Source organism: Chitinimonas lacunae, assembly GCF_042650885.1.
Lineage (GTDB): Bacteria > Pseudomonadota > Gammaproteobacteria > Burkholderiales > Chitinimonadaceae > Chitinimonas_A > Chitinimonas_A lacunae.
Genome location: NZ_JBHSBU010000001.1, coordinates 3,075,240 through 3,101,635 on the forward strand (window position 1 = coordinate 3,075,240; position 26,396 = coordinate 3,101,635).

At 64.7% G+C, this 26,396-nt stretch carries 18 protein-coding genes; 12 read left to right on the top strand and 6 right to left on the bottom strand.

Annotated features, from left to right (window positions below; translation table 11 throughout):
* Positions 1–627 precede the first annotated feature (627 nt).
* Positions 628–3,264, bottom strand: a complete 2,637-nt coding sequence (locus ACFOW7_RS13245; protein WP_378164994.1) for a zinc-dependent metalloprotease — start codon at positions 3,262–3,264, stop codon at positions 628–630.
* Positions 3,265–4,146: 882 nt separating this feature from the next.
* On the bottom strand, positions 4,147–5,628 hold the full coding sequence (gene glpD / locus ACFOW7_RS13250) for a glycerol-3-phosphate dehydrogenase (protein ID WP_378164996.1): 1,482 nt from the start codon (positions 5,626–5,628) through the stop codon (positions 4,147–4,149).
* 94 nt (positions 5,629–5,722) lie between these two features.
* Between glpD and glpK the strand changes: the two genes are divergently transcribed.
* A complete protein-coding gene (gene glpK, locus ACFOW7_RS13255) occupies positions 5,723–7,198 on the top strand; it encodes a glycerol kinase GlpK (RefSeq protein WP_378164998.1) in 1,476 nt (491 codons plus the stop codon).
* A 177-nt stretch (positions 7,199–7,375) separates the two neighbouring features.
* Here the strand turns inward: glpK and ACFOW7_RS13260 are convergent, their stop codons facing one another.
* Positions 7,376–7,834, bottom strand: coding sequence for a glycine zipper 2TM domain-containing protein (locus ACFOW7_RS13260; RefSeq protein WP_378165000.1), 459 nt, complete (start codon positions 7,832–7,834; stop codon positions 7,376–7,378).
* A 164-nt stretch (positions 7,835–7,998) separates the two neighbouring features.
* On the opposite strand from ACFOW7_RS13260, the gene ACFOW7_RS13265 reads away from it, so the two are divergent.
* The 11 genes from ACFOW7_RS13265 to ACFOW7_RS13315 all read left to right on the top strand — a co-directional run bounded on the left by ACFOW7_RS13265 (position 7,999) and on the right by ACFOW7_RS13315 (position 22,442).
* Complete coding sequence (locus ACFOW7_RS13265; RefSeq protein ID WP_378165002.1) at positions 7,999–9,315, top strand: SWIM zinc finger family protein; 1,317 nt, start codon at positions 7,999–8,001, stop codon at positions 9,313–9,315.
* Complete coding sequence (locus ACFOW7_RS13270; RefSeq protein ID WP_378165004.1) at positions 9,312–10,847, top strand: DUF5691 domain-containing protein; 1,536 nt, start codon at positions 9,312–9,314, stop codon at positions 10,845–10,847. Before ACFOW7_RS13265 ends, ACFOW7_RS13270 begins: the two co-directional genes overlap by 4 nt.
* Positions 10,844–11,923, top strand: a complete 1,080-nt coding sequence (locus ACFOW7_RS13275) for an ATP-binding protein (protein WP_378165006.1) — start codon at positions 10,844–10,846, stop codon at positions 11,921–11,923. The genes ACFOW7_RS13270 and ACFOW7_RS13275 overlap by 4 nt, the downstream gene beginning before the upstream one ends.
* Positions 11,924–12,065: 142 nt before the next feature.
* Positions 12,066–14,330 carry a DUF5682 family protein gene (locus tag ACFOW7_RS13280; protein ID WP_378165008.1) on the top strand — a complete coding sequence of 755 codons (2,265 nt, stop codon included), beginning with the start codon at positions 12,066–12,068 and terminating at the stop codon, positions 14,328–14,330.
* Complete coding sequence (locus ACFOW7_RS13285) at positions 14,327–15,511, top strand: VWA domain-containing protein (RefSeq protein ID WP_378165010.1); 1,185 nt, start codon at positions 14,327–14,329, stop codon at positions 15,509–15,511. Before ACFOW7_RS13280 ends, ACFOW7_RS13285 begins: the two co-directional genes overlap by 4 nt.
* Before the next feature lie 505 nt (positions 15,512–16,016).
* On the top strand, positions 16,017–16,712 hold the full coding sequence (trmB, locus tag ACFOW7_RS13290) for a tRNA (guanine(46)-N(7))-methyltransferase TrmB (RefSeq protein WP_378165012.1): 696 nt from the start codon (positions 16,017–16,019) through the stop codon (positions 16,710–16,712).
* Positions 16,713–16,779: 67 nt separating this feature from the next.
* Positions 16,780–17,739 (top strand): hydroxymethylbilane synthase, encoded by a 960-nt coding sequence (gene hemC, locus ACFOW7_RS13295; RefSeq protein ID WP_378165014.1) that lies wholly within the window; start codon positions 16,780–16,782, stop codon positions 17,737–17,739.
* Positions 17,740–17,744: 5 nt separating this feature from the next.
* The gene (hemDX, locus tag ACFOW7_RS13300) at positions 17,745–19,646 is read left to right on the top strand and encodes a fused uroporphyrinogen-III synthase HemD/membrane protein HemX (protein ID WP_378165016.1); all 1,902 of its coding nucleotides are present in this window, start codon (positions 17,745–17,747) and stop codon (positions 19,644–19,646) included.
* Positions 19,643–20,860: a heme biosynthesis HemY N-terminal domain-containing protein gene (locus ACFOW7_RS13305; RefSeq protein WP_378165018.1), complete on the top strand. Its 1,218-nt coding sequence runs from the start codon at positions 19,643–19,645 to the stop codon at positions 20,858–20,860. Before hemDX ends, ACFOW7_RS13305 begins: the two co-directional genes overlap by 4 nt.
* Positions 20,857–21,285 (top strand): DUF2214 family protein, encoded by a 429-nt coding sequence (locus ACFOW7_RS13310; protein ID WP_378165020.1) that lies wholly within the window; start codon positions 20,857–20,859, stop codon positions 21,283–21,285. Before ACFOW7_RS13305 ends, ACFOW7_RS13310 begins: the two co-directional genes overlap by 4 nt.
* Positions 21,286–21,881: 596 nt before the next feature.
* A complete protein-coding gene (locus ACFOW7_RS13315; RefSeq protein WP_378165022.1) occupies positions 21,882–22,442 on the top strand; it encodes an isochorismatase family protein in 561 nt (186 codons plus the stop codon).
* A 291-nt stretch (positions 22,443–22,733) separates the two neighbouring features.
* Here ACFOW7_RS13315 and ACFOW7_RS13320 read toward each other — a convergent pair whose 3' ends face one another.
* The 3 genes from ACFOW7_RS13320 to ACFOW7_RS13330 form a co-directional block, all read right to left on the bottom strand.
* The gene (locus ACFOW7_RS13320) at positions 22,734–24,494 is read right to left on the bottom strand and encodes a PHA/PHB synthase family protein (RefSeq protein ID WP_378165024.1); all 1,761 of its coding nucleotides are present in this window, start codon (positions 24,492–24,494) and stop codon (positions 22,734–22,736) included.
* A 77-nt stretch (positions 24,495–24,571) separates the two neighbouring features.
* The gene (locus ACFOW7_RS13325) at positions 24,572–25,138 is read right to left on the bottom strand and encodes a DUF924 family protein (protein ID WP_378165026.1); all 567 of its coding nucleotides are present in this window, start codon (positions 25,136–25,138) and stop codon (positions 24,572–24,574) included.
* Positions 25,139–25,272: 134 nt separating this feature from the next.
* On the bottom strand, positions 25,273–26,352 hold the full coding sequence (locus ACFOW7_RS13330) for a patatin-like phospholipase family protein (protein ID WP_378165028.1): 1,080 nt from the start codon (positions 26,350–26,352) through the stop codon (positions 25,273–25,275).
* Positions 26,353–26,396: the final 44 nt, after the last annotated feature.

Genomic DNA, 26,396 nt, shown 5'->3' on the forward strand with positions numbered 1-26,396 from the left:
GGCCTGGCTCGATCCTCACCCACCGTGTCGGGCTAGAAGCCGCTATCTGCCTGGGATACGGCGCAACAGCCCGGCCGGCGGCCACGGCTGGCCCGGCATTTCATTTTTGATATTTCGATTTTTTGGGGGATCGGAGAAATAGCCAGCCGAGGACTGGGATGGCAGCAGGACGGGAGCGGCAAAATCGAATGGCATATGTCACAGATGTCACATTTATCAAAAACAAAAGCCTAGACAGCCAGGGTGCAATCGACATTGCGCCGCCCCATCCTGCACCAGGCAGAGTTTCATCTCTATGCTTATTCCTGGCCATACTGAAGTGGCAATCAATAAGCCATAGTCGGGGCAATCTGCTCTGGCAGTCCAGCCCGATCAGATTAAAAACAGACGGCCAAGTCTGGACCAAGTGGAAAAATTGGGCAAATGTCCGCTCAAACAAAAACCCGCCTGTTTCTGAGTCGAAAAATAATATAAAGCCCAGTTCCGATCCGGCTCGATATTCCTATCGGCGGATTCCTCAGCAAAACCTCTAATAAAGCCCGATCAAACGCCAAGCCGACAATCTGCCCCAAAGAAAAAAGGGCGACTCATCGGAGTCGCCCTTTTCAATTGAATAAGCCGCTTGCTTCAGGTGCCGCTACGGGTATAGCTCGCCTTCATTGCTTCGTTCAACATGGCCAGGGTATCGGCGTAATGGGCCCGGGTTTCCTTGCTCAGACGCGGCTTGTTGAGGGCGGTCTGCAACCAGCCGCTCAGTTCGCGCGCATTGTCGCGTGCCAGGGCACGGGCATCGGCCGGGGTCTGCGACGACGGCCGGGTCATCAGATTGACCAGTTGCCGCACCTGCTCACGTTGCAGATTGCGCCGGCCCAGATCGGCCTCGCCGCCCGAACGGGCTTCCTGCCAGATTGCCGCTTGCAGCGTGTCGTACAGCTCGGACAGCCGGAATGCCTGACCACCGCGTTCGACCTTATTGCTGTGCTCCAGAATCCGCGTCGCCACCTGATCGTTATAGAGCCGGTCGAGCACGCCACGTTGCACGCCCAGCACCTGATCGTTGAGGTTCAACTCGGTCGGCTGACGGGCCGGGCCGAAGTATTCGAGCCGGTCGGGCGTCATCCGGCGCAGCAGGTCGGGCGACAGGCGGAAGCTGTCGGGCGCGAACAACTGACCGGTCAGCAGCTTCAGGGCCCGACGCTGGGTATCGGCCGGCACCGGGGTCAGCGGCAGCCGGCCCGAACCGGCGTGGTCACGCAGTTGGCGCACACCGCCGATGTACTTGAGGCCGACCGACGTGGCGCTGCGCACCTGACGCAGGCTTGACTCGAAGCTGTTGCGCAGCGCGGCGTAGGACTGGCCCGGCGCCAACTGACGCGATTCGAGCCGCTGCCACAGTTCGCGGCTCAAGCGGATACGGCGCTCGAAGTAGTTGAGCGGATCGCTGCCCAGGTCGAACACGCTCGCTTCCGGGTCGGCCCCTTCATACGCTTCTTCGTCGCTGGCAAAGGCCAGCACCGGGTCGGTCGAGCGGGCCAGGATCTTGGCCAGCTCGGCTTCTTCCTTCTCCGGTGTGATCGGCTTGTAGGCGTATTCGATTGCCCAGTAGTCGTAGGGGCCGAGCGTCTGCATGTTATAGGCGCCCTGCGATTCCCCCTTGAGTGCCAGATTGGTCGGCGAGTAATCCATCACCGAGCCGGCCACGCCGTGGTTATGGGTGAAATGGGTATTGGCCAGCTGCGCCGGGGTATAGACGGTCGAGGCACGGAAGTTATGGCGCAGACCCAGGGTATGGCCGACCTCGTGCATGATCACGTCGCGTACCACATCGCTGACGAATTTCTCGGCTTCGGGGCTGTCGGGGCGGATATCGCCGCGCGCTTCCAGCATATCGAGCGAGAAATGCATCTCGGAGGCCGCCAGATGGGCGTACTGGCAGTAGGCGTCGTGCCGGTTGCCCGTCATGGCACGCGGCAGGTCATCGACGAACTGGCGTCGTGAGCCACGGGTGAACACATCGGACATGCCGATATCGGCATCGAGAATCTCGCCGGTACGCGGGTCGACATGGCTCGGGCCGATGGCAAAGCCGACATCGGTGCCGACGAACCAACGGATCGAGGCCCGGTGGGCTTCGGCCGTGTCGAAATCGGCGTCGTCCTCCTGCTGTTTCACCACCACGGCGTTCTTGATGCCAATCTTCTCAAACGCCTGGTTCCAGGCCAGCACGCCTTCGCGCACCGATTGGCGGTATTTCACGGGAATATTCTTGTCCAGCCAGTAGACGATGGGCTGCTTGGCTTCGGACAGCGCGGCCGTCGGGTCTTTTTTCTCCAGGCGCCAGCGGTTGACCAGGTGGACGCGCGGCTTGAACGACAGGTCGTCGCTGTAATCCCAGCGCGTGCTGATGAAATGGCCGACCCGGTCATCGGCCACCCGGGCCGCCATCGGCTCGGGCAGGCGGGCAAAGCTGTAGTGATAACCGAGGAACAGGCTGCGCGGGTCTTCCAGCACCGAAGGCAGCACCGCCTGCGGCGAGCCCGACGAGGAAACCCCACTTGGCAGCGGCAGTTTCATCAGGTTGTAGTGGGCCGTTACCTGCAAGGCGCTGATATCGCCATCGGCGCGGGTCTTGCCGATCGAGCTTTGACGTGGATCGAAGCTGTAAGGCAGGCGGAAGGCCATTTCGAGCGCCGTGGCGCCCATCGGGATATCGGCCAGCAGCAACTGGTTGGCATCGATCAGGATGGCCTTGCGCTCGGGGTGGGCCTGGCTCACCACGGTGGTCGAACCCAACAGGCTGTCGGAGAAGCCTTCGGCGACAGCATGGGCGGCCGGGGTGCCGGGCTTGGCGGTATAGGTCTGGTTATGGGCGATCAGCTGGATACGGTCGCCGATACGCTTGAACGAGGCCACATAGGACGCGCCCATCTGACCACCGTAGATACCGCGCTCGCCAATGCCGCGCACGCGGTTGAAAGTGAAGAAGAACGGCTGATCGAGCCGATCGGCCGGAATCTCCAGCCATACCTTGTCGTTTTGCCGCCAGATCGGAAAGAGACCGTTTTGGCGCTGCGCATCGCGGATGACCTCGGAGAACGGCTTGAGATTGCTGTTGTCCCTGGCCGCCGACGGTACGTTGGGCATCGAGGCGACCGGAGCAGTGGCCACAGCAGCCGGGGCAGGTTTGCCTTCACCGGCAAAGGCATTGAGCGCCAGCAGGCCAAACAGCAGGGCGGCGCACGGACGCAGGGTAAAACGGGACATGCAGTTTCTCCTCAATCGATCGGCTGAAACCCGCCAGCACAGCAGTTTCCAGCGAACGAGTCTGACGCAGTGCCCAGTACGAGCAAGCAGGCTGCGACGAAATGAAGCAAATCACGATTAAACGGTACAGGGCGACGATAAGCCCCTGTTAATAGGGGGACAACTCGTAGAACTCCCAGTCCATCGGCCCCTACGCTCCGCCTAGGCACGGCTTCAGGTAGCTATCATTGGGAAATGGCTGGAAATTTGGCAAAGTAAATTTTTCATCAGTTTCCACCGATGCTTCAGCTGGCATGAATATAAATATTTGTGCAAAAGTACTACCACATCCGTTGCGGTTTCCAGAAAAAACGGTTGATTTTCGACAAGAGGCTCCGTTCATCTGCTTTTTCTTCTGACAGACGGTCGCCAACAAAACCGACTTCCGACTTCTCCTCCCACCACTCGTCAGCTCAGCCACAGCTTTCCCCTGCTAACAAAACCCGGCTCAGCCATATCCCACGCCGCCTCCAGGTCACGGCTGGCGCATTTCCCTTTCAATCGAAGTCAGCAGCAATGCTGCTGGCTCGACCTCCAGCTGACGCGCGGTATCCGGCCCCGCTGACGCCGAGTTTCACGAAACGGCGCGGGGCCGCTCATCGACGAGTCTTGGGCAAGCCCAGGCCGTGGGGGTTCGGCAGTTGGGGGCGGAAAAATCGGGTGGGGAGGTTGGGTGGGAGAGGAGGGAGAGGGAGACAGGCGGTTTGCTTTTTATTTTATATTATTGATTTTTTCCGCTATCTATCTTGCAGAAGATTTGCACATATATTTAATCAGTATTCTGTCCGCTTATACACCAGCCCACGATCCAGTCTGGAGGGCACACAGCGGACCGAGCCGCCTCTACCGCTCGTTAAACCAGCGTGCCACGGCTGCCCGCTGCGCTGCCGTCATATGCAGACCGCGCTTGGTACGGCGCCACAGCACATCGTCAGCGCTGGTAGCCCATTCCTGCGCCACCAGATAGTCGAGTTCGCACTGATACAGCCCCGCCCCATAGTGCTGGCCAAGATCGGCCGTCTCGCTGACACCGTCGAGCACCCGGTCGATCCGGCTGCCGAACTGGCGGGCCAGGCGGCCCAGCAGCGCGGGATCGAGCGCGGCGTAACGCTGACGCACCGTGGTCAGAAAAGCCTCGAAATCGGCTTCGGGCAGATCGCCGCCGGGCAGGGGCGGCGGCTTGGCTGCCAGCGGTTGCAAGGGCAGGAATGGCTGTAGTTCGAGCAAGGCCGCCAGTGCCAGTTGCCGATAGGTGGTGAGCTTGCCGCCGAACACCGACAGGACCGGCGCGCCGTCGCGATCGAGCCGCAGCACATAGTCGCGCGTGACGGCGGACGGGTCGTCGCTCTGATCGTCGTAAAGCGGCCGCACCCCGGCGTAGTGCCACACCACATCGCTCGGTTGCACCGGCCGGGCGAAATACTCGCTGACCAGCTCGCACAGATAGGCCACCTCATCCTGCTCGATCGCCGCCCGGCGCGGGTCGCCGTCGTAGGGCACATCGGTGGTGCCGATCAGGCTGTAGTCGTTTTCGTAGGGCAGCACGAAGACGATGCGGTTATCGGCGTGCTGAAGGATATAAGCCTGCTGCCCCTCATGCAGACGCGGCACCACGATATGGCTGCCCTTGACCAGCCGCACCGCATCGCGGGCGCCCAGTTGCAACCGCTGTTTCAGCAGTTGTTCGACCCAGGGGCCGGCGGCATTGACCAGCACCTTGGCACGTACCCGCCGGGCTTCGGTCGGACCGGCCAGCTCGGCCCACCAGCCGTCGGCGTCGCGCCAGGCGGTGTCAAGCCGGGTACGGGTCAGCACCTCCCCGCCCAGTTCACGCAATTGCAGCGCATTGGCCACCACCAGCCGGGCATCGTCCACCCAGCAGTCGGCATAGGAAAACCCCCGGCGGAACTGCGGCTGTAGCGGCTCGCCATACGGATGCCGGCGCAGATTCAAGCCATGCGAGCCCGGCAGACGGCGCCGGCCGCCCAGATGGTCATAGAAGAACAGACCGAGCCGGATCAGCCAGGTCGGCCGCAGACCCGGATGGTGCGGCAACACGAACGTCATCGGGCGCACCAGATGCGGCGCCATCTCCAGCAGCACTTCACGCTCGCCCAGCGCCTCGCGCACCAGCCGGAATTCATAGTGCTCCAGATAGCGCAGGCCGCCATGGATCAGCTTGGACGAGGCCGACGAGGTCGCCGCCGCCAGATCGTCCTGTTCCACCAGCAGCACCTTCTGCCCGGCCTGGGCCGCGTGGTTGGCGATGCCCACGCCGTTGATGCCGCCACCGACCACCAGCAAATCGTAAACGTCGTCCGTCATGGTTCCTCCGTGGCCGCAACTTAGCCGAGCCCAAGCAAGCGCTCAAGAGCGGCTGGTGTATGCTGCGCAACGCACGCAACAACAGGGGACGACAATGCCACAAGCGATTCTTGCCATCGATCAGGGAACGACCAGCAGCCGCGCCATGCTGTTCGACCGTGCCGGCCAGGTGCTGGCGCGGGCACAGCGCGAATTGACCCAGCACTATCCGCAGGATGGCTGGGTCGAGCACGACGCCGAACAGATCTGGCAGGACACGCTGACGGTCTGCCACGAAGCGCTGGCCCAATACGACGGCGATGTCGCCGCAGTCGGCGTCACCAACCAGCGCGAAACCACGGTGATCTGGGAACGGGCCAGCGGCCGGCCGATCCACCATGCCATCGTCTGGCAGGACCGCCGCACCGCCGACTGGTGTCGCGCCCGCCATAGCCATGACATCGAATCGTGGCTGTCGCAGAAAACCGGGCTATTGCTCGATCCTTACTTCTCTGCCACCAAGATCGCCTGGCTGCTCGAACATATCCCCGGGGCCCGGGCCGCCGCCCAACGGGGCGAACTGGCGTTCGGCACCATCGACAGCTGGCTGATCTGGCGCCTGACCGGCGGCCGGGTCCATGCCACCGACGCCACCAATGCCTCGCGCACCCTGCTCTACAACCTGAGCCGGAGCGACTGGGATAACGATCTGCTGGCCTTTTTCCAGATTCCGCGCGCCCTGCTGCCCGAGATCCGCGACTGTGCCGCCGACTATGGCACGACCGATCCGGCGCTGTTTGGCCGTGCCCTGCCGATCCGTGGCGTCGCTGGCGACCAGCAGGCGGCCACGGTCGGCCAGGCTTGCTTCAGCCCTGGGATGGTCAAGTCCACCTATGGCACCGGCTGCTTTATGGTGATGAACACCGGCGAGCAGATCGTCCACTCGAAAAACCGCCTGCTCGCCACGCTTGCCTACCGGCTCAATGGTCGCTCCACCTATGCGCTCGAAGGCAGCATCTTTATCGCCGGCGCGGCGGTGCAATGGCTGCGCGACGCAGTGAAGCTGATCGGCAGCGCAGCCGAATCCGAACAATGGGCCCGCGCTATCGACTCGACCCACGGCGTCTATCTGGTACCGGCCTTTACCGGACTCGGCGCACCGTATTGGGACCCGCGTGCCCGCGGCGCCATCATCGGGCTGACGCGCGATTCGGGCATCGGCGAAATCGTCCGCGCCGCACTCGAATCGGTCTGCTACCAGACCCGCGACCTGCTCGAAGCCATGCGGGCCGATGGGGCGCAACTGCCGGCGGCACTGCGTATCGACGGCGGGATGGCGGGCAACGACTGGGTAATGCAGTTCCTGGCCGACCTGCTGGCCACCCCGGTCGAGCGACCGTCTATCACCGAGACCACGGCACTCGGGGCCGCCTATCTGGCAGGGCTGGGCGCCGGGCTTTACCGCGATCTCGACGAGCTGGCCGGCCTGTGGACCCGCCAGCAGCGCTTTGAGCCGACCATGCCGGCCGAATCGCGCCAGATGCTTTATCGGGGGTGGTTGGAGGCGGTGGGAAGGGTACGCAGCAGATAAACATGCTTTTCGTCCATTTGCGTCTCCAATTCCGTAGATAAATGGACAGAAAAATTTCCATTGAGCCTCGAACCCTACCATTAAAAATACCCCGCCAAAGCGGGGTATGAGGAACCGGGGTAAGGGAGCCCCGGCTAAGGCAGCGCCACTGCCTGTCCGTTGCGGGAGATTGCCGTTCTAGCGACGGTCGTAGCGGTCATACCGGTCATAACCATGACCATGACGGTGATGCCGGTGATGCCGATGATGGTGGCGATGTCCGCGTCCGCGTTCTTCGATGTAGATCACGCGCGGCGGCGGCGGTTGGACATAGATGGGCCGGGGCGGCGGCTCGACGATCACTTGGGGCGAGCGGTCATCCACGTAGATCACCCGCTCGGTCGGCGCCAGATAGACGGTTTCGCGCACCACGGTACGGTCGCCCGAATGGTGATGGTGGCGGGAAGCTGCCGCCGCACCGATCGCGCCACCGACCGCACCACCGATAATGGCGCCGTCACGCCCATCGATCTGATGACCGATGGCCGCACCGAGTGCACCACCCAGGGCACCCCCGGCGACGGCCCGGCCCGAATCGCCGGCCTGGGCGAGCGGCGCGCCGGCCAACAGAGCTAGCAGCAGTAATTGCTTGACCATCGTCGTTCCTTTCCTGGTATCTCGGTTTGCGATGGGGCCAGTTTCGCGGCAAGGCACTGAATGCAAGCTGAACGTTGTACGGTAGTTTTGCCGGCCCACCGAGATTTCCTGGGTCAGCGCAAGCCGGTGGATATAATGCAGCGGTCATCGCCAACGAGCCCGCCGTGACTGACCTGACTTCCCAACAGATACTCGAACTCGCGCCCGACAGCGCTTCGGCCAAGGCCGGCGAAGGACTCGCCCGGCGCGATAAATGGCAAACCCTGGGTTATGACAGCGCCGCCGTCTGGGGCGAATGCCAAGGCAGCGGCAAAAACCCCTACCAGACCCAGGTCGCCCTCGATGGCCCGACCTTCCGCTGCTCCTGTCCTTCACGCAAATTTCCCTGCAAACATGGTCTCGCGCTGATGCTGCTGCATAGCCGCGACCGCAGCCATTTCGGCCAGGGCGAGCAGCCCGACTGGGTCAGCAGTTGGCTGGCCGGCCGCAGCCAGCGCGCCGAAGCGCGCCAGGCCAAGGCGCAGCAGCCGGTCGACCCGGCCGCGCAGCAAAAGCGCCAGCAGCAGCGCGAAGAGCGGGTCGAACGCGGTATCGAGGAATTCCGTGTCTGGCTCGACGACTTGGTCCGCACCGGCTTTGCCCAGGCGCGCAACCAGCGCTACGCCTACTGGGACGATGCCGCCGCCCGGCTGATCGACGCTCAGGCGCCGGGCCTGGCCGCCCTGGTGCGGGCGCTGCCCGAATCGTTCAGCCGACCCGACTGGCAAGCCGCGCTGCTGACGGCGCTCAGCCGGCTGCATCTGCTGCTCGAAGCCTACTCGCGTCTCGATCAACTACCCGAAGCGCTGCACCACGATATACGCCAGCAGATCGGCTGGCCGCTCGATGTGCAGGCGCTGAGCAGCCAGGACGGCGAGCGCGGTCATTGGCTGGTGCTGGGCAGCCGGATCGAGCAACAGGAAATCGTGCGCGAGCGCCGCACCTGGCTGCGTCATGCCGATGGCCGGCTGGCGCTGCTGCTCGATTTCGCCCCGCTGTCGCAGTCGCTCGCGCCAGGCTGGCCGCCCGGACAGTGGCTCGATGCCGAACTGGTCTTTGCGCCCAGCGCCGTACCGCTGCGTGCCGTGCTCAAACAGGCCAACAGCCTTTCTTCCCACTCTGCCCCCCTGCCTGACGGCGACGATGCCGCCACCATCCATGGCGATTTCGCCAGCCAGCGCAGCGCCCTGCCCTGGTTGCGGCGTCGCGCCTATTGCCTCGAAGCCACCCCGGTCGAGCAGGATGGCATCTGGTCGCTGCGTGACCGCCAGGGTCAGTTGCTGCCACTGGCTTTGCCGTGGAACCGCAATCCCTGGCATTTACTGGTGCGCAGCCGGGGCCGTCGCCTATGGATAAGCGGCGAATGGGACGGCGAAGCCTTCCGCCCGCTGTCCAGCCGCGAAGCGCAGGGCTGGTTCGGCCTCAGCGAGGATGAGGTATGAACGTCAATGATTACTGGCAACAACTGACCGTACAGGCCCTGGTCGGTGCCGGCCGTCAGCCCTTGCCGCCAGCGCCCGCTGAACTGGCGGAACTGCTCGGCGACCCCCAGCGTGCCGCCGAACGGGCGCTGCTCGACGCGGCCGTATTGAGCCGCGGCTATCTCGACGCCCTGAGCCAGCCACAGCGGCACCAAGGCGCCGAACCGGCCGGCGCGCCCGACGAGAACCTGCCTGAGGCCAGTGCAGCGGCCCAGTCGCTGCTGCAGCAGCTATTGCACCTCAAGCGGCGCGATCTGCTGGAGCAATGGATCGACCAGGCGACCCGGCGCGGCCTGCTGGCCGCAACCGACTCCCTGTCCAAATTGCTTGAGCTGGGCCGGCAGGACCGCTCGCTGCGACCGTTGCTGCTGCCCGTGCTCGGTCAGCACAGCCGCTGGCTGGCGCAATACCATCAGGCCGGAAGCTGGCTGAGCGAAGCGGCCGTGCCCGACTCGATCGATGTCGGCGACGAGACGCTGTGGCGTCAGGGCACCCCGCAGCAGCGGCTGGCCTGGCTGCAACAGGCCCGTCGGCACGATCCGGCCGCCGCCCGGGAAGCACTGGCTGCGGTGCTGACGCAGGAGCGGGCCGAGACCCGGGAAATCCTGCTGGGCGGCCTGGCGGTGGCACTGGGTCCCGACGACGAGACGTTGCTGGAGAAATCACTCGGCGACCGCTCGCGAGCCGTGCGGACGACCGTCGTGCAACTGCTGGCCCGGCTGCCCGATTCGGCCTGGCAGCGCCGAATGCTCGAGCGTGTCGGCCACTGGCTTCGCTACGACCCGGACACGCACCAATTGCTGGTCGAATTGCCCAGCGCCTGCCCGGCCGATCTGTGCCGCGATGGGGTCGAGGAGCTGGCGCCCAGCAGCAGCGGCGAACGGGCCTGGTGGCTGCAACAGGCGCTCAGCCTGCTCGCGCCTGCCGTGCTCTGCCGCCGGCTCGGGCTCGATCGCGCCAGTCTGTATCAGCTCGCCAGCGCCACCGAATGGCAGCAGACCCTGCAGATCGCCCTGGCCAATGCCGCCTTGCTCCATCAGGACGCCGAGATGGCCGAGTTGCTGCTGGCGCAGGATGAACACTGGGCCGAGCTGTTCGGGCTCCAGGACGCCGCCACGCAGTACGTCTATCTCCAGCGCGTGCTGAGCGCCACGCCGACCAGCCGGCGCGCCACGCTCAAGCATGTCCGGCCGGTGGTCTACGCCTACCGCCACGACTGGGACCGCCCGCTCAGCGAGCTGATGCTCGATGTGCTGCTCAATCTGACCAGCACGGATATCGAGCAGCAAGGTGGCCAGTACCGGCTCCTTGCCCTGTTCGAACATCTGTCGGCCCGGCTCGAACCGCACTGCGTCTTGGCGCGCGTTGCGGCGATGCCGCCCGAAACGCGCCAGTCGCTCGACCTTCTGCTCGAGCCGCTGCTCAGCAGCGCCAATCTGCGCAGCCAGTTTGCCGCCGCCTTTCCTGAACCCCTACTTGAGAGCCCACGATGACTGAGGTTTTGCGTCAACACGCCGAACAGCTCTATGCCGAAGAACTGGCCGAACTGGCCCGCCGCGACGAACGGCCACGGCCACCGAACTGGAAGCTGTCGCCCTGGGCCGTCGTGACCTATCTGCTGGGCGGCAGGCTCGACAACGGTTTCGAGATCAGCCCCAAATACATCGGCGAGCGCCGCCTGATGGAAATCGCCGTCGCCACGCTGGCCACCGATCGCGCCCTGCTGCTGTACGGCGTGCCCGGCACGGCCAAGAGCTGGGTCTCGGAACATCTGGCCGCCGCGATCGCCGGCGACTCCACCCTGCTGATCCAGGGCACGGCCGGCACCTCCGAAGAAGCGATGCGTTACGGCTGGAACTACGCCCGTCTGCTCGCCGAAGGCCCAAGCCCGGCCGCGCTGGTGGAAAGCCCGCTGATGCGCGGCATGCGCGAAGGCCGGCTGGTGCGGCTCGAAGAGCTGACCCGGGTGCCGGCCGATGTGCAGGACACGCTGATTACCGTGCTGTCGGAAAAGACCCTGCCGGTGCCTGAACTCAATATCGAAGTCCAGGCCGCCAAGGGCTTTAACCTGATCGCCACCGCCAACAACCGCGACAAAGGCGTCAACGAGCTGTCGAGCGCCTTGAAGCGCCGCTTCAATACCGTGGTGCTGCCGCTGCCGGACAGCCTGGAGAGCGAAGTCGAGATCGTGCAGCAACGGGTGGCCTCGCTTACCCGCACGCTCGAACTGCCGGCCGAGCCGCCGGCGCTCGAACAGATCCGCCGCGTGGTCACGGTATTCCGCGAACTGCGCAGCGGCGCCACCGCCGACGGCAAGACCCGGCTCAAGAGCCCGACCGGCACCCTGTCCACTGCCGAGGCGATTTCGGTGGTCGGCCATGGCCTGGCGCTGTCGGCCCATTTCGGCGACGGCAGCCTGACTGCCGCCGACCTGGCCGCCGGCCTGCTCGGCGCAGTGATCAAGGACCCGGTGCAGGACAAGGTGGTCTGGCAGGAATACCTCGAAACCGTGGTCAAGGAACGCGACGGCTGGAACGATGTATACCGCGCTTGCCGTGAAATCAGCTAAGTCCGCTGGCGGAGTTATATAGAAAATATCCTGCAAAATCATTGCAAGCATATTTGCTGGATATATAAAAAATATCTATTTATCTGCCAAATAACCATTGAGAGGCCAGCGTCCTTGCGGCGCTGCCTCCGGAATGTCCGCCATGTCCCATCGCGTTTTCGGCATCCGCCACCACGGCCCGGGCAGCGCCAAGCGTCTGGTGCAGGCGCTCGATGCCTACCAGCCCGATATCGTCCTGATCGAAGGACCGCCCGAAGGCGACAGCCTGATCGAGTGGGCGGCCCATCCGCAAATCAAGCCGCCGGTCGCGCTGCTGGTGTACGCCGAGGACTCGCCCGGCAATGCCTCGTTCTACCCCTTCGCCGAGTTCTCGCCCGAATGGCAGGCACTGCGCTATGCCGCCCGCCAGGCCGTACCGGCGCGCTTTATCGATCTGCCGGTGGCCATCCGTCTGGCCAGCCGGCTGGCCGAAGATGAAGAGGACAACCCGGCGACCCCGCTCGATGACGAAGTCTGCGCAGAAGGCGACGACGATGACACCGAGGCCGAGACGACGCCTGCGGGCGACCCGCTCGACGCCCTGGCCGCGCTGAGCGGCGATGTCGACGGCGAAGCCTGGTGGGACCGGCTGGTCGAGCGCAGCCATCATGGCGAAGACCTGTTCGAGGCCGTCGGCGAGGCGATGGCCGCCCTGCGCGAGCAGCACGGCTGGCTGCGACCCGATGAGGCACAGCGTGAGGCGGCGATGCGCCAGGGCATTCGTCAGGCCGACAAGGAAGGGTTCAGCCGGATCGCCGTGGTATGCGGCGCCTGGCATGCGCCGGCGCTGAGCGAGCTGCCGCCGGCCAGGCAGGATCAGGCACTGCTCAAGAATCTGAAGAAACTCAAGACCACGGCGACCTGGGTACCGTGGACCAATCAACGGCTCGGTTTCGCCAGCGGTTATGGCGCCGGGGTCGAATCGCCGGGCTGGTACCGCTTTCTGTTTCGCCATAACGCCGACGGCGCCGACTTCAGCGCGCGCTGGCTGACCCATGTGGCGCGGCTGCTGCGCAAGCAAGGTCTTGGCGCCTCCAGCGCCGAGGTGATCGACGCGGTGCGGCTGGCCGAGCAGTTGGCCCAGCTTGGCGGACGCAGCCGGCCCGGGCTGACCGAATTCCAGCAGGCGGCGCGCGCGGTGTTCTGTCTGGGCGACGATCTGCCGCTGCGGCTGGTGCAGGAGCAACTGATCGTCGGTCAGGCCATGGGCAAAGTACCCGACGATATGCCGGCAGCGCCGATTGCGCGCGATCTGGCCGAGCGGCACCGCAAACTGCGGCTCAAGCCCGAGGCCGCCCAGCGCGACCTCGAACTCGATCTGCGCCAGCACAACGATCTGGCGCGCAGCGAACTGCTGCACCAGTTACGGCTGATCGAGGTGCCGTGGGGCCAGTCGCCCCATAGCAGCGGTCGCGGCACTTTCCGCGAGCACTGGCGCTTGCAGTGGCAGCCGGAATTCCCGATTGCCCTGGTCGAAGCGGGCCGCTGGGGCTCGACGGTGCGTGACGCCGCCCGCGCCCGGCTGCTCGAACGCGCCGAGGCCGCCACGCTGGTCGAACTGACCGAACTGCTCGACCAGGCCTTGCTGGCCGGACTCGACGATTGCGTGGCGCCGCTGCTGCAGCGGGTCGATGCGGTGGCGGCGCAGCATGCCGATACCGAACATCTGCTGCGAGCGCTGCCAAGGCTGGTCAAGATCAGTCGCTACGGCACGGTGCGGCGTTTCGACCAGCAGGCGCTGGGCCATATCGTGGCCGATCTGACCACCCGCGCCTGCATCAGCCTGCCGCTGGCGGCCCAGGGACTCAACGACGATGGCGCCCGCGCCCTGCTGGTCGGCATCGACGCGGTCGACCATGCGCTGGCCACGCTCGATGACGCGGCGCTGCTCGATCTCTGGACCGACGCGCTGGGCCGCTTTGACCGCATCAACGATCTGCATGGCCTGCTCGGCGGCCGGGCGCTGCGTCTGCGGCTCGACCATGGCCGGCTTGACGGCGAAACGGCCGGCCGGGCACTGGGCTTTGCCCTGAGCGACCCGCAGCCCGAACGCGGCGCCGACTGGATCGAAGGCTTCGTGCGCGGCAGCGGGCTGGTGCTGGTCCACGATGACCGGCTGTGGGGCTTGATCGATGACTGGTTGCAGCAGTTGTCGCCCGAGGGGTTTGTGGCGGTATTGCCGCTGTTGCGGCGTGCCTTTGCCCAGTTCGAGGCGGGCGAGCGGCGCCAGCTCGGCGAACGCGCCCGGGCGCCGCGCCAGCGGCGTCAGGTGGCGATGACGCCGTCCGAACAGATCGACGTCGAGCGCGCCCGTGCCGCCCTGCCGCTGCTGGCCCGGATGCTGGGCCTGAAGGAGCTTTCGCAATGAACCGACTCGAATCCGCCGATCAGGAAAGACTGCGCCGCTGGCGCCTGGTGCTGGGCGGCCCGGCCGACGGCGAAGGCAGCGGCCGCTGCGAGCTCAATGGCGACGACCTGGCGATGGACCGGGCGCTCACGGCGCTGTACGACCAGACCCGCGCCGAAGCCCAACGCCGTGGCGGCCTTGGCAGTTCGGCGCCAGCGGTGTCGCGCTGGCTCGGCGATATCCGCAAGTATTTCCCCAGCAGCGTGGTCAAGGTGATGCAACAGGATGCGCTGGAAAAGCTCGATCTGCGCCGCATGCTGCTCGAACCCGAAATGATGGAGGCGGTGACGCCCGACGTGCATCTGGCCGCCACCCTGATCTCGCTGGCCGATGTGATGCCGGCCCAGGTCAAGGAAACCGCCCGGGTGGTGGTGGGCAAGGTGCTGGCCGAGCTGGAGCGTCGGCTGGCCGAGCCTCTGCGCAGTGCGATCACGGGCAGCCTCAACCGCGCCGTGCGCAACCAGCGGCCGCGCCATAGCGAGATCGACTGGAACCGCACCATCCGCGCCAATCTGAAGCACTATCAGCCGAACTACCGCACCGTGGTGCCTGAGCGGCTGATCGGCTACGGCCGCAAGCGTTCGAGCCTGCGCGATGTGGTGCTGTGTATCGACCAGTCGGGTTCGATGGCCAGTTCGGTGGTCTACGCCAGCGTGTTTGGCGCGGTGCTCGCCTCGCTCAAGTCGATCTCGACCAAGCTCGTGCTGTTCGATACCGCCATCGTCGACCTGAGCGACCAGCTCGACGACCCGGTCGATGTGCTGTTCGGCGTGCGGCTGGGTGGCGGCACCGATATCAATCTGGCGCTGGGCTACTGCCAGAGCCTGGTACGGCGCCCCGACGATACGGTGCTGATCCTGATTTCCGACCTGTACGAAGGTGGCAACGAAAGGGAAATGCTGCAACGCGCCGCCGCGCTGGTCCACAGCGGGGTCCAGGTCATCTCGCTGCTGGCACTCAGCGACGACGGCCGCCCGGCCTACGACCACAATATGGCGCGCCAGTACGCCAATCTGGGCATCCCCACCTTCGCCTGCACCCCCGACCTGTTTCCTGATCTGATGGCCGCTGCGCTACAGCGGCAGGATCTGGCGCAATGGGCCGGCGAGCATGAGATTGCGCTGGCAGCGCGGGCAGGATAGGAACAAAAGACAGGGAGCAACCAACGCTGCTCCCTGTTTCTTGCCAGTGGCTCCAGCAGGAACTGAGCAGGCTGACCATCTCGACGCAGTAGAAATGGAGGGGAGGATATGCCGTTCAAACAGGGTCAGCAGATCAAGCCACTTGTAAGGAGCGCCCTTCAGACATCCATAGTAGAAGTTGTAACCATCCATATAGATACGGATACGAAGCCCAATCGCTAGCTGCTGCTCTGCCATTTCTCCTCCTGCAAATGAAAAAACCGGCTTGCGCCGGCTTTTTCCCCCAGCACCCGGATGGTCAAGCCACACCGGAACGCTGGGTTAGTTGTGAGGCGGGATCATCCTGCAAAACGCCTCGATGTTCGATTTTCCGAACATTTCTGACCAAGGCAAGTGGCAAAGCCTAAGGGTCCACTGACGCGAAATCAGATCGGGCGCCTTGCGCTCCAGAGCAGGCGATCCACCTGCCGGTTACACTACCGGTTTTGCGGTCCTCTACTTTCCTATGGATGCCAACTCCCGCCCGATCAGCAGCGCCCAGACCGGTCCGCACGAGAAGCTGCTGGCGCTGGTCGAGCGTCATGCGCGTCATCCGTTCCAGCGTCCGATCGCCGACTACAACCGGGTGGCGTTCGAGCAGGCGATGGTGGCCTGGGGAGGGCGGCAGCCGCTGGTGCTCGATGCCGGCTGTGGTGTCGGCCGCTCCACCATCCGGCTGGCCCATCGGCATCGTGATTGTTTCGTGCTGGGCGTGGACCAGTCGGCCGACCGGCTGGGTCGGGGCAAGGATGACGAGGCGCCCGCCGACAACTACGCGCTGGTGCGGGCCGATCTGGTCGATTTCTGGCGGCTGCTGCGACAACACGGCGTCACCTTGGCCCATCACTATCTGCTCTATCCCAATCCCTGGCCCAAGATCGGCCAGTTGAGCCGGCGCTGGCAGGGTCATCCGGTGCTGCCCGAGCTGCTGGCGCTGGGAGGCCGGCTCGAGTGCCGCAGCAACTGGCGCCTCTATGTCGAGGAACTTGCCTTGGCGGTCGGCCATCTCACCGGCTGCGCGATGGCGGTCGAGCGCTGCGACGCCGGCGAGGCGCTGACGCCGTTCGAGCGCAAGTACCGCGATTCGGGCCAGACGCTGTGGCGCGGGGTCGCCGATCTAGCAAGCGCTCGGCGTGTTGATGCGGGAAAGCCACACTCCTGACAGCAGGGTCGGCCGGGCCGACCGTGCTAGAATTCAGCCCACCTTCTCTGGAAGCGAGATATTCGACGTGTCAACGCCTGTCCCACCCTCCCGACTGGTTATCGCCACCCGCGAGTCGCCGCTCGCACTGTGGCAGGCACGCCACATCGCTGCCCGGCTCGAAGCGCTCTATCCGGGCCTGCGCACCGAACTGCTTGGCATGACCACCCAGGGCGACCGCATCGTCGAAGTCACCCTCAATAAGATCGGCGGCAAGGGTCTGTTCGTCAAAGAACTCGAAAACGCCCTGGCCGATGGCCGCGCCGATCTGGCCGTCCACTCGATGAAAGACGTGCCGATGCGCCTGCCCGCAGGCTTTGCCATCGCCGCCATCACCGAACGCGACGATCCGCGCGACGCCTTTATCAGCAACGATTACCCCGATCTCGATTCCCTGCCCGACGGTGCCATCGTCGGCACCTCCAGCCTGCGCCGCGAAGCGCAGTTGCGGGCCGCCTACCCCCATCTCGAGGTGCGCCCGCTGCGTGGTCTGGTCGGCACACGGCTAGCGAAGCTCGATGCCGGCCAATACCAGGCTATTGTGTTGGCGGCAGCCGGTCTGCGCCGGCTTGGGCTGGCCGACCGTATCCGCCAGTACCTCAGCCCGGCGCAGAGCCTGCCGGCACCGGGTCAGGGCGCGCTCGGCATCGAGATCCGCGCCGATCGCAGCGATCTGGCTGCGCTGCTCGCGCCGCTCAATCATGCCGAAAGCGCTGATCGGGTCATTGCCGAACGGGCGATGAGCCTGCGGCTTGATGGCTCGTGCGAAACCCCGCTCGGCGCCTATGCCGAGGTGGTCGATAAGGACTTCCTGCGTCTGCGCGGCTTTGTCGCCAGTCGCGATGGCAGCCGGATGCTGGTGGCCGAAGCCAACGGCAGCCGCGCCGCCGCCGCCGGCCTTGGCCGTCAGGTGGCCGAGTTGCTGCTGACCGAAGGAGCACGGCCCTTGCTCCAACAACACGAACAACAAGCCCCACCGACCGAGTGACGTCCATGACCGCCCGCCCGCTCGCCGATCGCCGCATTCTTGTCACCCGCCCGGCCCAGCAGGCGGACCGGCTGGCCGCGTTATTGCGCGAAGCCGGCGCCCAGCCTTTGCTCGCGCCGATGATCACCATCGCCGACACCAGCAAGCCAGAAACGCTCGATGAGGTGCTGCGCCGGCTCGACGACTACGACCTTGCCGTGTTTGTCAGCCCGTCGGCGCTCGACCGGGTCATGGCACGCCGGCCGGCCTGGCCGGCCCGCCTGCCCGCGGCGGTGGTCGGTCCCACCTCGGCCGAACGGGCTCGGGAGCTCGGTATCGATGAAGTCATCGTTCCCAGCACCAGCTACGACAGCGAAGGATTGCTGGCCGAACCGGCACTGGCCGAGATGCACGGCCAGCGCGTGGTGCTGTTCCGTGGCAACGGTGGCCGCGAACTGCTGGCCGACACGCTCGCCGAGCGCGGCGCCAGCGTCGATATCGTCGAAGCCTACCGCCGCCTGCCGCCCACCCTGAGCCAGGCCGAGCTGCGCCATCTGCTCGAGGCCGGTTGCGATGCCGTGACGGTCAGCTCAAGCGAGGCGCTCGACAATCTGTTCAATCTGGCAGGCGAAGAACTGGCGCCTTTGCTGCGGCAGCAGTGTTTCCTGGTGTCGCACCCGCGCATCGGCGAAACCGCCCGCCGCCACGGTGTCACCCGCGTATTGCCCACCGCTGCCGGCGACGCCGGGCTGGTCGCCACCCTGATCGAGATCCTCGGCCATAACGGCTCGTCGATCGACTCCCGCTCCCCGGCCTCTGCGCCCGCTGCCGAATTCCAGGCTCATCCGGACGAACCACAGGCCGCGCGTGCCCCGCAGCGTATTCCCTCTCTCAGCGGAGACGAACCGGCAGCCGAGCCGGCTACTCGCGCCGTCCGTCCCGGCCGCAGCGTCGGCGGTCGGCGGATGCTGGCCTGGACGGCGCTGACTTCGCTATTGGCCGTCACCAGTGCCGTCGCGATCAGCGAATGGCGGCTTGATCAGTTGCGGCGCGAGCTGACCCAACAGCACCAGGCGCAGCAGACCGCTGCTGCCGAACGGGCCCAGCGCGATGCCGACCATCTGCGCCAGCTCGAAGGCCGCATCAACCAGGTCGAGCAGCGTGGCGGCGAAACGGGCGCCCGGATTGCCGCGCTGGAGAACCTCTACGGCTCGCTCGCCGGCGACCGTGACGCCACCTTGCTGTCCGATGCCGAACAGACTCTGTCGCTGGCCGCCCAGCAGCTCCAGCTCACCGGCAATGTCGGCGCGGCACTGACGGCGCTCTACCGGCTCGACGAGCGGCTGGCCGGCATCGACCAGCCACAATTTGCCGCGCTGCGCCGCGCCCTGGCACGCGATATCGAACAATTGCGCCGCCTGCCCTACGTCGATCTGGTCGGTCTGGCCACCAAGCTCGATACCCTGGCCGCCTCGGTCGACCGCTGGCCGCTGGTGGTCGATGCCCGCGCCACCGAACAGGCCGGCAGCGAGCCCAGCCAGGGCGGCAACTGGTTTACCCGCCTGATGCGCGAAGTGGGGGCAGCCCTGGGGGCATTTGTGGAAATCCGCCGGGTCGACCACCCCGACCCCGTGCTGTTGGCGCCCGAGCAAAGCCTTTATCTGCGCGAACACGTCAAATTGCGTCTGCTCAACGCCCGACTGGCGCTGCTCCAGCGTGACGAGCCGACCTATCGCCAGGATCTGGCCGCCGCCGAAGCCGTGATGCGCCAGCGCTTCGATACCCAGGCCAAACCGATGCAAGCGGCACTGAAGACCTTGCAGGAACTCAAGGCCGCCCCGGCCTCGCTGGAACTGCCAAGTCTGGCGGAAAGCGTGACCGCAGCGCGTGATGCGCGACTCAAAAGCGATCGAGGGGAAATGCCATGAGATGGCTGCTATGGCTGATGGGCCTGTTTGCCCTGGCAGTCGGCATCAGTCTGATTGCCCGGCTCGACACGGGCTATGCCCTGCTGTTCCTGCCGCCTTACCAGCTCTATCTGTCGCTCAACGCCTTTGTGCTGCTGTTTGTGTTTCTGGTGCTGGGCGGTTACGGACTGGCGCGGCTGTACGACTGGGTGGTGCAGATGCCACTGACGGTCAAACGCTTCCGTGCCGAGCGGCGGGCGTCGCAGGCACGGCGCTTCCGGCTCGAAGCGCTCACTGCCTGGCTCGAAGGCCGCTATCACCGGGCCGAGCGGGCCATCGCCCGGGCCCGTGAGGTCGAGGATGATGCCCCGACCCGTGCCGTCGATGCACTGATCGGCGCCCGTACCGCCCATCTGTACCGCGATTTCGTGCGGCGCGACCGCTATCTCGAAGAAGTCCGCCAGTCCAACGCCGGCCGCTCGCTGGCGCTGGCCATGGTCGAGGCCGAATGCCTCAACGAGCAGTACCGCCACCGCGAGGCACTCGAAGCGCTGCAACACGCGCTCGATATCTCGCCCAAGCTGACCGCCGCGCTCAAGCTCGAACTGCGTCTGCGCCAACAGGAACAGAACCCCGCCCGGGTGCTGGAACTGGCCGACCAGCTCGAAAAAGGCGATGGCATCGATCCGGTCCAGGCTGCCCGGATCCGGGTGCAGGCCCGCTTGCAGCAGCTGGCGATGGAACCGATGGAAAAGCGCGAGCTGGAACGCTGGTGGCAGGGGCTGTCCAATGCCGAGCGGCTGCATCCGCGTCTTGCCGCTGCCACGGCCCGCGAATTCGTGCGGCATCGCCAGGATGAAATGGCCGAACGGATTCTGGTCAATGCGCTGGAACACCAATGGGACAACGGCCCGGTCGAGGTCTTCGGCCAGATTGGACGGCTCGGCGGCAGCGAACACGGCGCGGTGCGCCGACTCGGTCGGGCCGAGCAGTGGCTGCAACATCGTCCCAACGATCATGTGCTGCTGCTGGCGCTGGGCCGCCTATGTTTCGACGCCCAGCTCTGGGGTAAGGCCCGCACTTATCTCGAAGCCAGTCTGGCCGTACAGGAAAGCCCGATTGCCCATGCTGAGCTGGGCCAACTGCTCGAACAACTGGGCGAGCACGACACCGCCAACGCCCATTACCGGCAAAGTCTGGGCCTTGCCCTCGATGCCCTGGAGCAACGTGGATGACCGTTAGCCTCGCCGCCCTGCATATTCTCGGTGCCATGGTGATGCTGGCCTGTCTGGTGGTCGAGCATCTGGCCCTCAGCGCCCCGCTCGACCAGCCGGCCCGCCGCCGTCTGGCACGGATCGACGCGATCTACGGCCTGACTGCCGCCATCCAGCTCGCCACCGGTATCGGTCGGCTGTTTGTGGAAAAAGGCACGGCCTACTATCTGGCCAACCCGGTGTTCCACGCCAAGATGGGACTGTTTGTGCTGGTCGGGCTGGCGTCGATCTATCCGACCGTGCGCATTCTGTCCTGGCGCCGACCGGAACGGGTGATTGCCCCGCTGGAGCTGCGCCGCGTCATCATGGTGGTGCGCTTCGAGCTGCTGGCGCTGTTGCTGCTGCCTTTCCTGGCCAGCGCCATGGCGCGCGGAGTGGGTATCTAGCGCAAGCGGCCTTCAGGGGCTGAGGCGCAATAAACGCCAATGCCCGCTTTCCAGCCTGTCCACAAGCCTCGCTGCCGATGCGGGCCAGCGGCCTGTCGCTCGGCCTCAGACCCGCTGACGCCGGCTTGTCCGGAAATCCGCCAGCTGCGCTGGCCGAGTCCGCAGAAGAAGTGAAAAAGAAAATTTTAGGAAAACTTCCTACAAGATCTGGCAAGGCAAATAAACATAAATAATCTTTATATAACCTACCCTGCCTCACCTTGAATACGGCGTCCGGCCAGGCTCGCCGCTTGACTCAAACCAGAGCCCATCAGCCGCCAAGCTGTCCGCCTCCTCTTCGACGCGAACAGCAAGCCGGGCGCCTTACGCCACGTTGCGGTCAGACGGGTGTGCGAGCTTTACCGCTGTTGCCACCGAGGATCGGAACCAGCCTCTCCCGCTGATCTCTAGCCCTTCCCCAGCGGCAGTTGTGCCCCAGTCTTCCGGATAGCAAGACGTCCCAGCCGGCTCGGGACACAGGTTCTTAGCCGAATCGGAATTTGTTCTGCCTGTCGTCCACCCGCGGCGCAGCGATCGCCGCTTCTATAGGAAACCCTATGTCCACCGTTTTGCTGGTAGTCGATATGCAACACGGCGCCTTCGATGGCGTCCGCTGTCCGACCATTGCCCATGCCGAGCGTCTGCTTGCCCGTCATGCCGAGCTGATCGCTGCCGCCCGTGCCGCCGCCATGCCGGTGGTGTTCGTGCAGCACTGCGACGACGAATCGGGCAGCCCGTTCGAGACCGATACGCCGCATGGCCTGATCCATCCGATGCTGGCGCCCAACCCCGGCGAGGCGATGGTGCGCAAACGCGAAAGCGACGCCTTCGACAACACCGAGCTGGCCGCCACGCTGACGCGGCTCGCGGCCGATACCCTGGTGATCTGTGGCCTACAGAGCGAATACTGCGTGACGGCCACCACCGAGGCGGCGCTCGAGCGCCAGTTCCGGGTGCTGCTGGTCGGTGACGGTCATGGCACCTGGCCTGGCGAGGAGCAGAGCGCCGACGCCATCTCGGCCGAGGTCAACCGGAAACTGGCCGCCCGGGGTGCGCAGGTCCGCAGTAGCAGTGAGCTGACCGCTTCCTGGCGTGAAGCGGCCGCTCAGGCGGTCTGAGTCGGATTTCGTGCCATCGGGCGTCCACGACGCCTTGACCCTCCAGGCGGCTGCCAGGCGGACACTCGGTGTCTGCGGAAAGCGCCGTCCACAGGGCAACCGCTGCGACGGACAGGCTTGCAGCCTTTGACGCGGTGTCCCGTGAAGATCGACCTACGCCACACCATGGAGAACGGCGCTGCCGGGCAATTGCCCGCAGCGCCGTTGTTGATTCAGCATCAATAATTGCTTTTTTATTAAAAAGCGCAACACATCTTGCAGATGTTTTGCGCATTATTTTAATAACCGATCTCAGGTCGTCGCCACCAGCTCCATATTCTCCAGCACATAGCTGCCCGGTGCCGCAGCGAGTTTTTTATAGAGCCGATTACCCTGGGTAGGCGGTGTCTGGAGCGGACCGCAGCGCTCGCGCAGCCAGGCGACCCAGCTTGGCCACCAGGAACCGGGCTGCTTGCTCTGAGCGGCCTGCCAGGCGTCGGTATCGTCGCCACGGCGGATCTCGCCCTGCCAGTAGCTGCGCTTGGAGGTGGGCGTCGGCGGATTGACCACCCCGACGATATGGCCCGAGGTGGACAGGGTGTAGAGCACCCGCGAGGAGACATAGTCGGCGATGCGGCAGGTCTGGCGCCATGGGGTGATATGGTCCTCCTCGGCCCCGACCATGAACAGCTCCTGGTCGATCAGCCGCAGATCGATGGCCTGACCGGCCATATGAAGGCTGTCTGGCACCACCATCCGATTGTTGAGGTAGAACTCGCGCAGATAGTAGCGATGCATGGCGCGCGGCATCCGGGTCATATCGGTGTTCCAGTACAGCACATCGAGCGCAGGTGGGGTTTCGCCATACAGATAGTTATTCACCACGTAATGCCAGATCAGGCTGTTGGCTCGCAGCATACGGAAGCTCGACGCCATCTCGTGGCCACCCAGATAGCCTTGCCGCTCCATGATGCGGTCGATGTAATCGAGGCCATCTTCGTCGATAAACACCTCGATATCGCCCGGCGCCTCGAAATCGACCAGGGTGGTCAGCAGCGTCCAGTGCGCCACCGGATTGCGCTGGGGATCGCGCCGCTTGAGCCAGGCCATATAGAGCGCCAGCAGCGTGCCACCGATGCAGTAACCCAGCGCATGCACCTGCTGCGCCTTGGAAATGCTGCGTGCCACCTCGACGATCTTGTCGGCGCCATCGACGATATAGTCGTCGAAGCGCAGATCGGCCTGATCGGCGCCCGGGTTCTTCCAGCTGGTGATGTAGACATCGAAGCCCTGTTCCACCAGATAGCGGACCAGGCTTTTCTGCGGGGTGAGGTCGAGGATGTAGTACTTGTTGATCCAGGGAGTGATCAGCACCAGCGGCGTGGCATGGACCTTGGGCGTGGTCGGGGCGTAGTGGATCACTTCGAGCAGATGGTTGCGATAGACCACCGACCCCGGCGTCAGCGCCAGATTGACCCCGACCTGGAATGGCGCCCGGTCGGTCATGGTCACTTCGCCGCGCGCCATATCGGCCGCCAGATTGTGCAAGCCACGCACCAGGGTCTCGCCACCGCTGTCCCAGGCTTTTTGCTGTGCCACCGGGTTCAGCGGCAGAAAATTGGTCGGCGCACAGAAATTGAGCGCATGCCGCAGCCAGAAGGCGCTCTTGCGCTGTTCGCGCTCCGACAGACCGGGTGAGCGGTACAGCATGTCCTGAATCCAGCGCGTATGCATCAGATAGGACTCCTTGAGATAGTCCCAGCCGGGATGATCGCGCCAGACCGGCTCGGCAAAGCGCTGGTCTTCGGGATTCGAGGGAAACACATCACGGTCGGGCAGACCGAGCCAGCGCCCGGCGCCGTGGGCCTGCAAGGCCACCAGGTCCAGGCCATAGCGGCCCCAGGCAAAAGCCAGTTGGTGCGGATGGGTCAACCAGGCCAGCGCGGCCTTCTGCCAGATGGCACCCAAACCCCAGGGATCGACCGATTGGCGCAGTTGATGTTTGAGCTTGGCGTAACGGGTTTCTTGCTGGTGCATCCAATCGGACTGGATGCGAGTCAGGGACGGCGACATAAGGGCCTCCACGGGACACTGTCTGAGGAACTTCCCTCAGGCTAGTACGCGCTGCGCTGCAACACAAAAACCCCGTGTCAGAAACCGGCGCCCGGCTGAGCCAGATAACTGGCCTCCTCGGCGGTCGATTCACGGCCAAGTAGATGATTGCGATGCGGAAAACGACCAAAGCGGGCGATCACCTCGCGATGGCGCAAGGCGTAGTCGAGATAGCCGGCACTTGCCGGCGACTCGGCGGCCAGACGCTCGAACAGGGCGACCGAGCGGTCCTGCTGTGCCAGGTCTTCCGCATGTTCAAACGGCAGATACATAAACACCCGCTCGATTGGCGTCAGCGCCCGGTCAAAGCCGGCATCGACTGCCTGCTGTGCCGCCGCCAAGGCCAGCGCGTCGCCGGCAAAGGCGCGGGCGCTGTCGCGGAACAGATTGCGCGGCATCTGATCGGTCAGCAGCAAATAGGCCAGCGTACCGGACGGCGTGCTCAGCCATTCCTTCAGTCCGCCCTGTAGCGCCGTCTCGACCAGCGCAGCGAAGCGCGCAGCCAGTTCGGCATCGAAAGCCGGATCTTTGCCAAACCAGCGCTGTGGCGACAGTCCGAACCAGAAATCGGTGAGTTCAGCGGGGGTGGCAGCGGCGATGTCCATGGGCAATCCTTACAGGATCATGCAGGGTTCAGCAGCGAACGTCAGCGAATACACAGCAGTGTTATGACAGTCGCACCAGTAACCGGCTTAGCGGTTACAATTCGCCTTTATAGGAAGGCAATACTATATATGACTCAGGCCAGCGCCAGCGGCTGTACCTCAGCCTGTCCCGGCGCCGGACCCAGTCCCAGCGCCTCACCATGGCGGGCGGCACAGGCAAGCCCCGCCTCGTAGCCAAGCTGATACAAGCGCCGCAGATTGTCGCGGTTCCAGTCGAGCGCCTCACGACACTGTTCTTCCGAGGCGACAAAGGGCACTTCGATCAGTTGCCGCAAACGCCGTCCATGGCGGTCGCGGTTATGGCGCAGATCGAACAGTTCGGTATCACGTTGGGCCGTGAACACCAGGGGCGCCACAATCGACAACACATAGGCGTCCCACAGATTGCGCGGTTCGCGCAACAACTTGGTGTGGCCCAATACGTCGAGCACGACGATATTGTCGATCGCCAGCCCATCGTCGAGCGCCGCCAGCACGCCCCGGTAATTGAGGCACTCAAAGGCAGCGCCTTCGTAGTACAGCTCGCCGTCGAGCCGATAGGGCGGATACAGAAAAGGATAGGACATGGCGGCGCGAAAGCGCCGCTCGTCGAGTTGGTGCTGGTCCCACAGCACCATCTGCCGCCGGGTCAGATTGAAGGCATGCAGATAGAATCGGGTGCGGCTCTCCCGCAGACGGTCGAAATCGACCACGTCGGCCACAAAGGGCACATGGGCGCACATGCCCTGGCTATGCCAGCCCAGATCGCTCGGGCACCAGCTCGATAGCGATAGCTGCAACCAATCGTTGCACAGATGCAACCACTCTTCGCCGTAGCCTGGCCACAAAGGCCAGCGCGGCGGCAAACAGGCGCGGAACTGCTCAGCCAGTGCGCCTGGCTTGTGGAATACCTTGTAATTGACCGGAAACAAGCGATAGATCGGATCGGCCACGCCGAAATCGACCGTCGCGGCCAGTGCTGACAGCGGGTCAGCACGACGAGGCGCCAGATAGAGCAATCCGATCAGCGCACCCGCCCCGGAGGCGGAAATCACATCGAACTCGACCCCGGCTGCCGCAAAAGCCGCCAGGGCACCCGCCATATAAGTCGAATTAGGAGCTCCGCCGCCAATCACCAGGGCGTTGCCGGAACCACGAGAGGAGCTGGAAAGCATGAAGACGTCAACGCTGCGCGCTATGCTGGCAAAGGGCGCGGATT

Coding starts and splice junctions, on each gene's coding strand:
- ACFOW7_RS13285 (WP_378165010.1), top strand. CDS start 14,327: ATGAACCGACTCGAATCCGCCGATCAGGAAAGACTGCGCCGCTGGCGC.
- ACFOW7_RS13305 (WP_378165018.1), top strand. CDS start 19,643: ATGAGATGGCTGCTATGGCTGATGGGCCTGTTTGCCCTGGCAGTCGGC.
- ACFOW7_RS13270 (WP_378165004.1), top strand. CDS start 9,312: ATGAACGTCAATGATTACTGGCAACAACTGACCGTACAGGCCCTGGTC.
- ACFOW7_RS13325 (WP_378165026.1), bottom strand. CDS start 25,138: ATGGACATCGCCGCTGCCACCCCCGCTGAACTCACCGATTTCTGGTTC.
- glpK (WP_378164998.1), top strand. CDS start 5,723: ATGCCACAAGCGATTCTTGCCATCGATCAGGGAACGACCAGCAGCCGC.
- ACFOW7_RS13260 (WP_378165000.1), bottom strand. CDS start 7,834: ATGGTCAAGCAATTACTGCTGCTAGCTCTGTTGGCCGGCGCGCCGCTC.
- ACFOW7_RS13275 (WP_378165006.1), top strand. CDS start 10,844: ATGACTGAGGTTTTGCGTCAACACGCCGAACAGCTCTATGCCGAAGAA.
- hemDX (WP_378165016.1), top strand. CDS start 17,745: ATGACCGCCCGCCCGCTCGCCGATCGCCGCATTCTTGTCACCCGCCCG.
- ACFOW7_RS13320 (WP_378165024.1), bottom strand. CDS start 24,494: ATGTCGCCGTCCCTGACTCGCATCCAGTCCGATTGGATGCACCAGCAA.
- ACFOW7_RS13310 (WP_378165020.1), top strand. CDS start 20,857: ATGACCGTTAGCCTCGCCGCCCTGCATATTCTCGGTGCCATGGTGATG.
- ACFOW7_RS13315 (WP_378165022.1), top strand. CDS start 21,882: ATGTCCACCGTTTTGCTGGTAGTCGATATGCAACACGGCGCCTTCGAT.
- glpD (WP_378164996.1), bottom strand. CDS start 5,628: ATGACGGACGACGTTTACGATTTGCTGGTGGTCGGTGGCGGCATCAAC.
- ACFOW7_RS13280 (WP_378165008.1), top strand. CDS start 12,066: ATGTCCCATCGCGTTTTCGGCATCCGCCACCACGGCCCGGGCAGCGCC.
- ACFOW7_RS13245 (WP_378164994.1), bottom strand. CDS start 3,264: ATGTCCCGTTTTACCCTGCGTCCGTGCGCCGCCCTGCTGTTTGGCCTG.
- trmB (WP_378165012.1), top strand. CDS start 16,017: ATGGATGCCAACTCCCGCCCGATCAGCAGCGCCCAGACCGGTCCGCAC.
- ACFOW7_RS13330 (WP_378165028.1), bottom strand. CDS start 26,352: ATGCTTTCCAGCTCCTCTCGTGGTTCCGGCAACGCCCTGGTGATTGGC.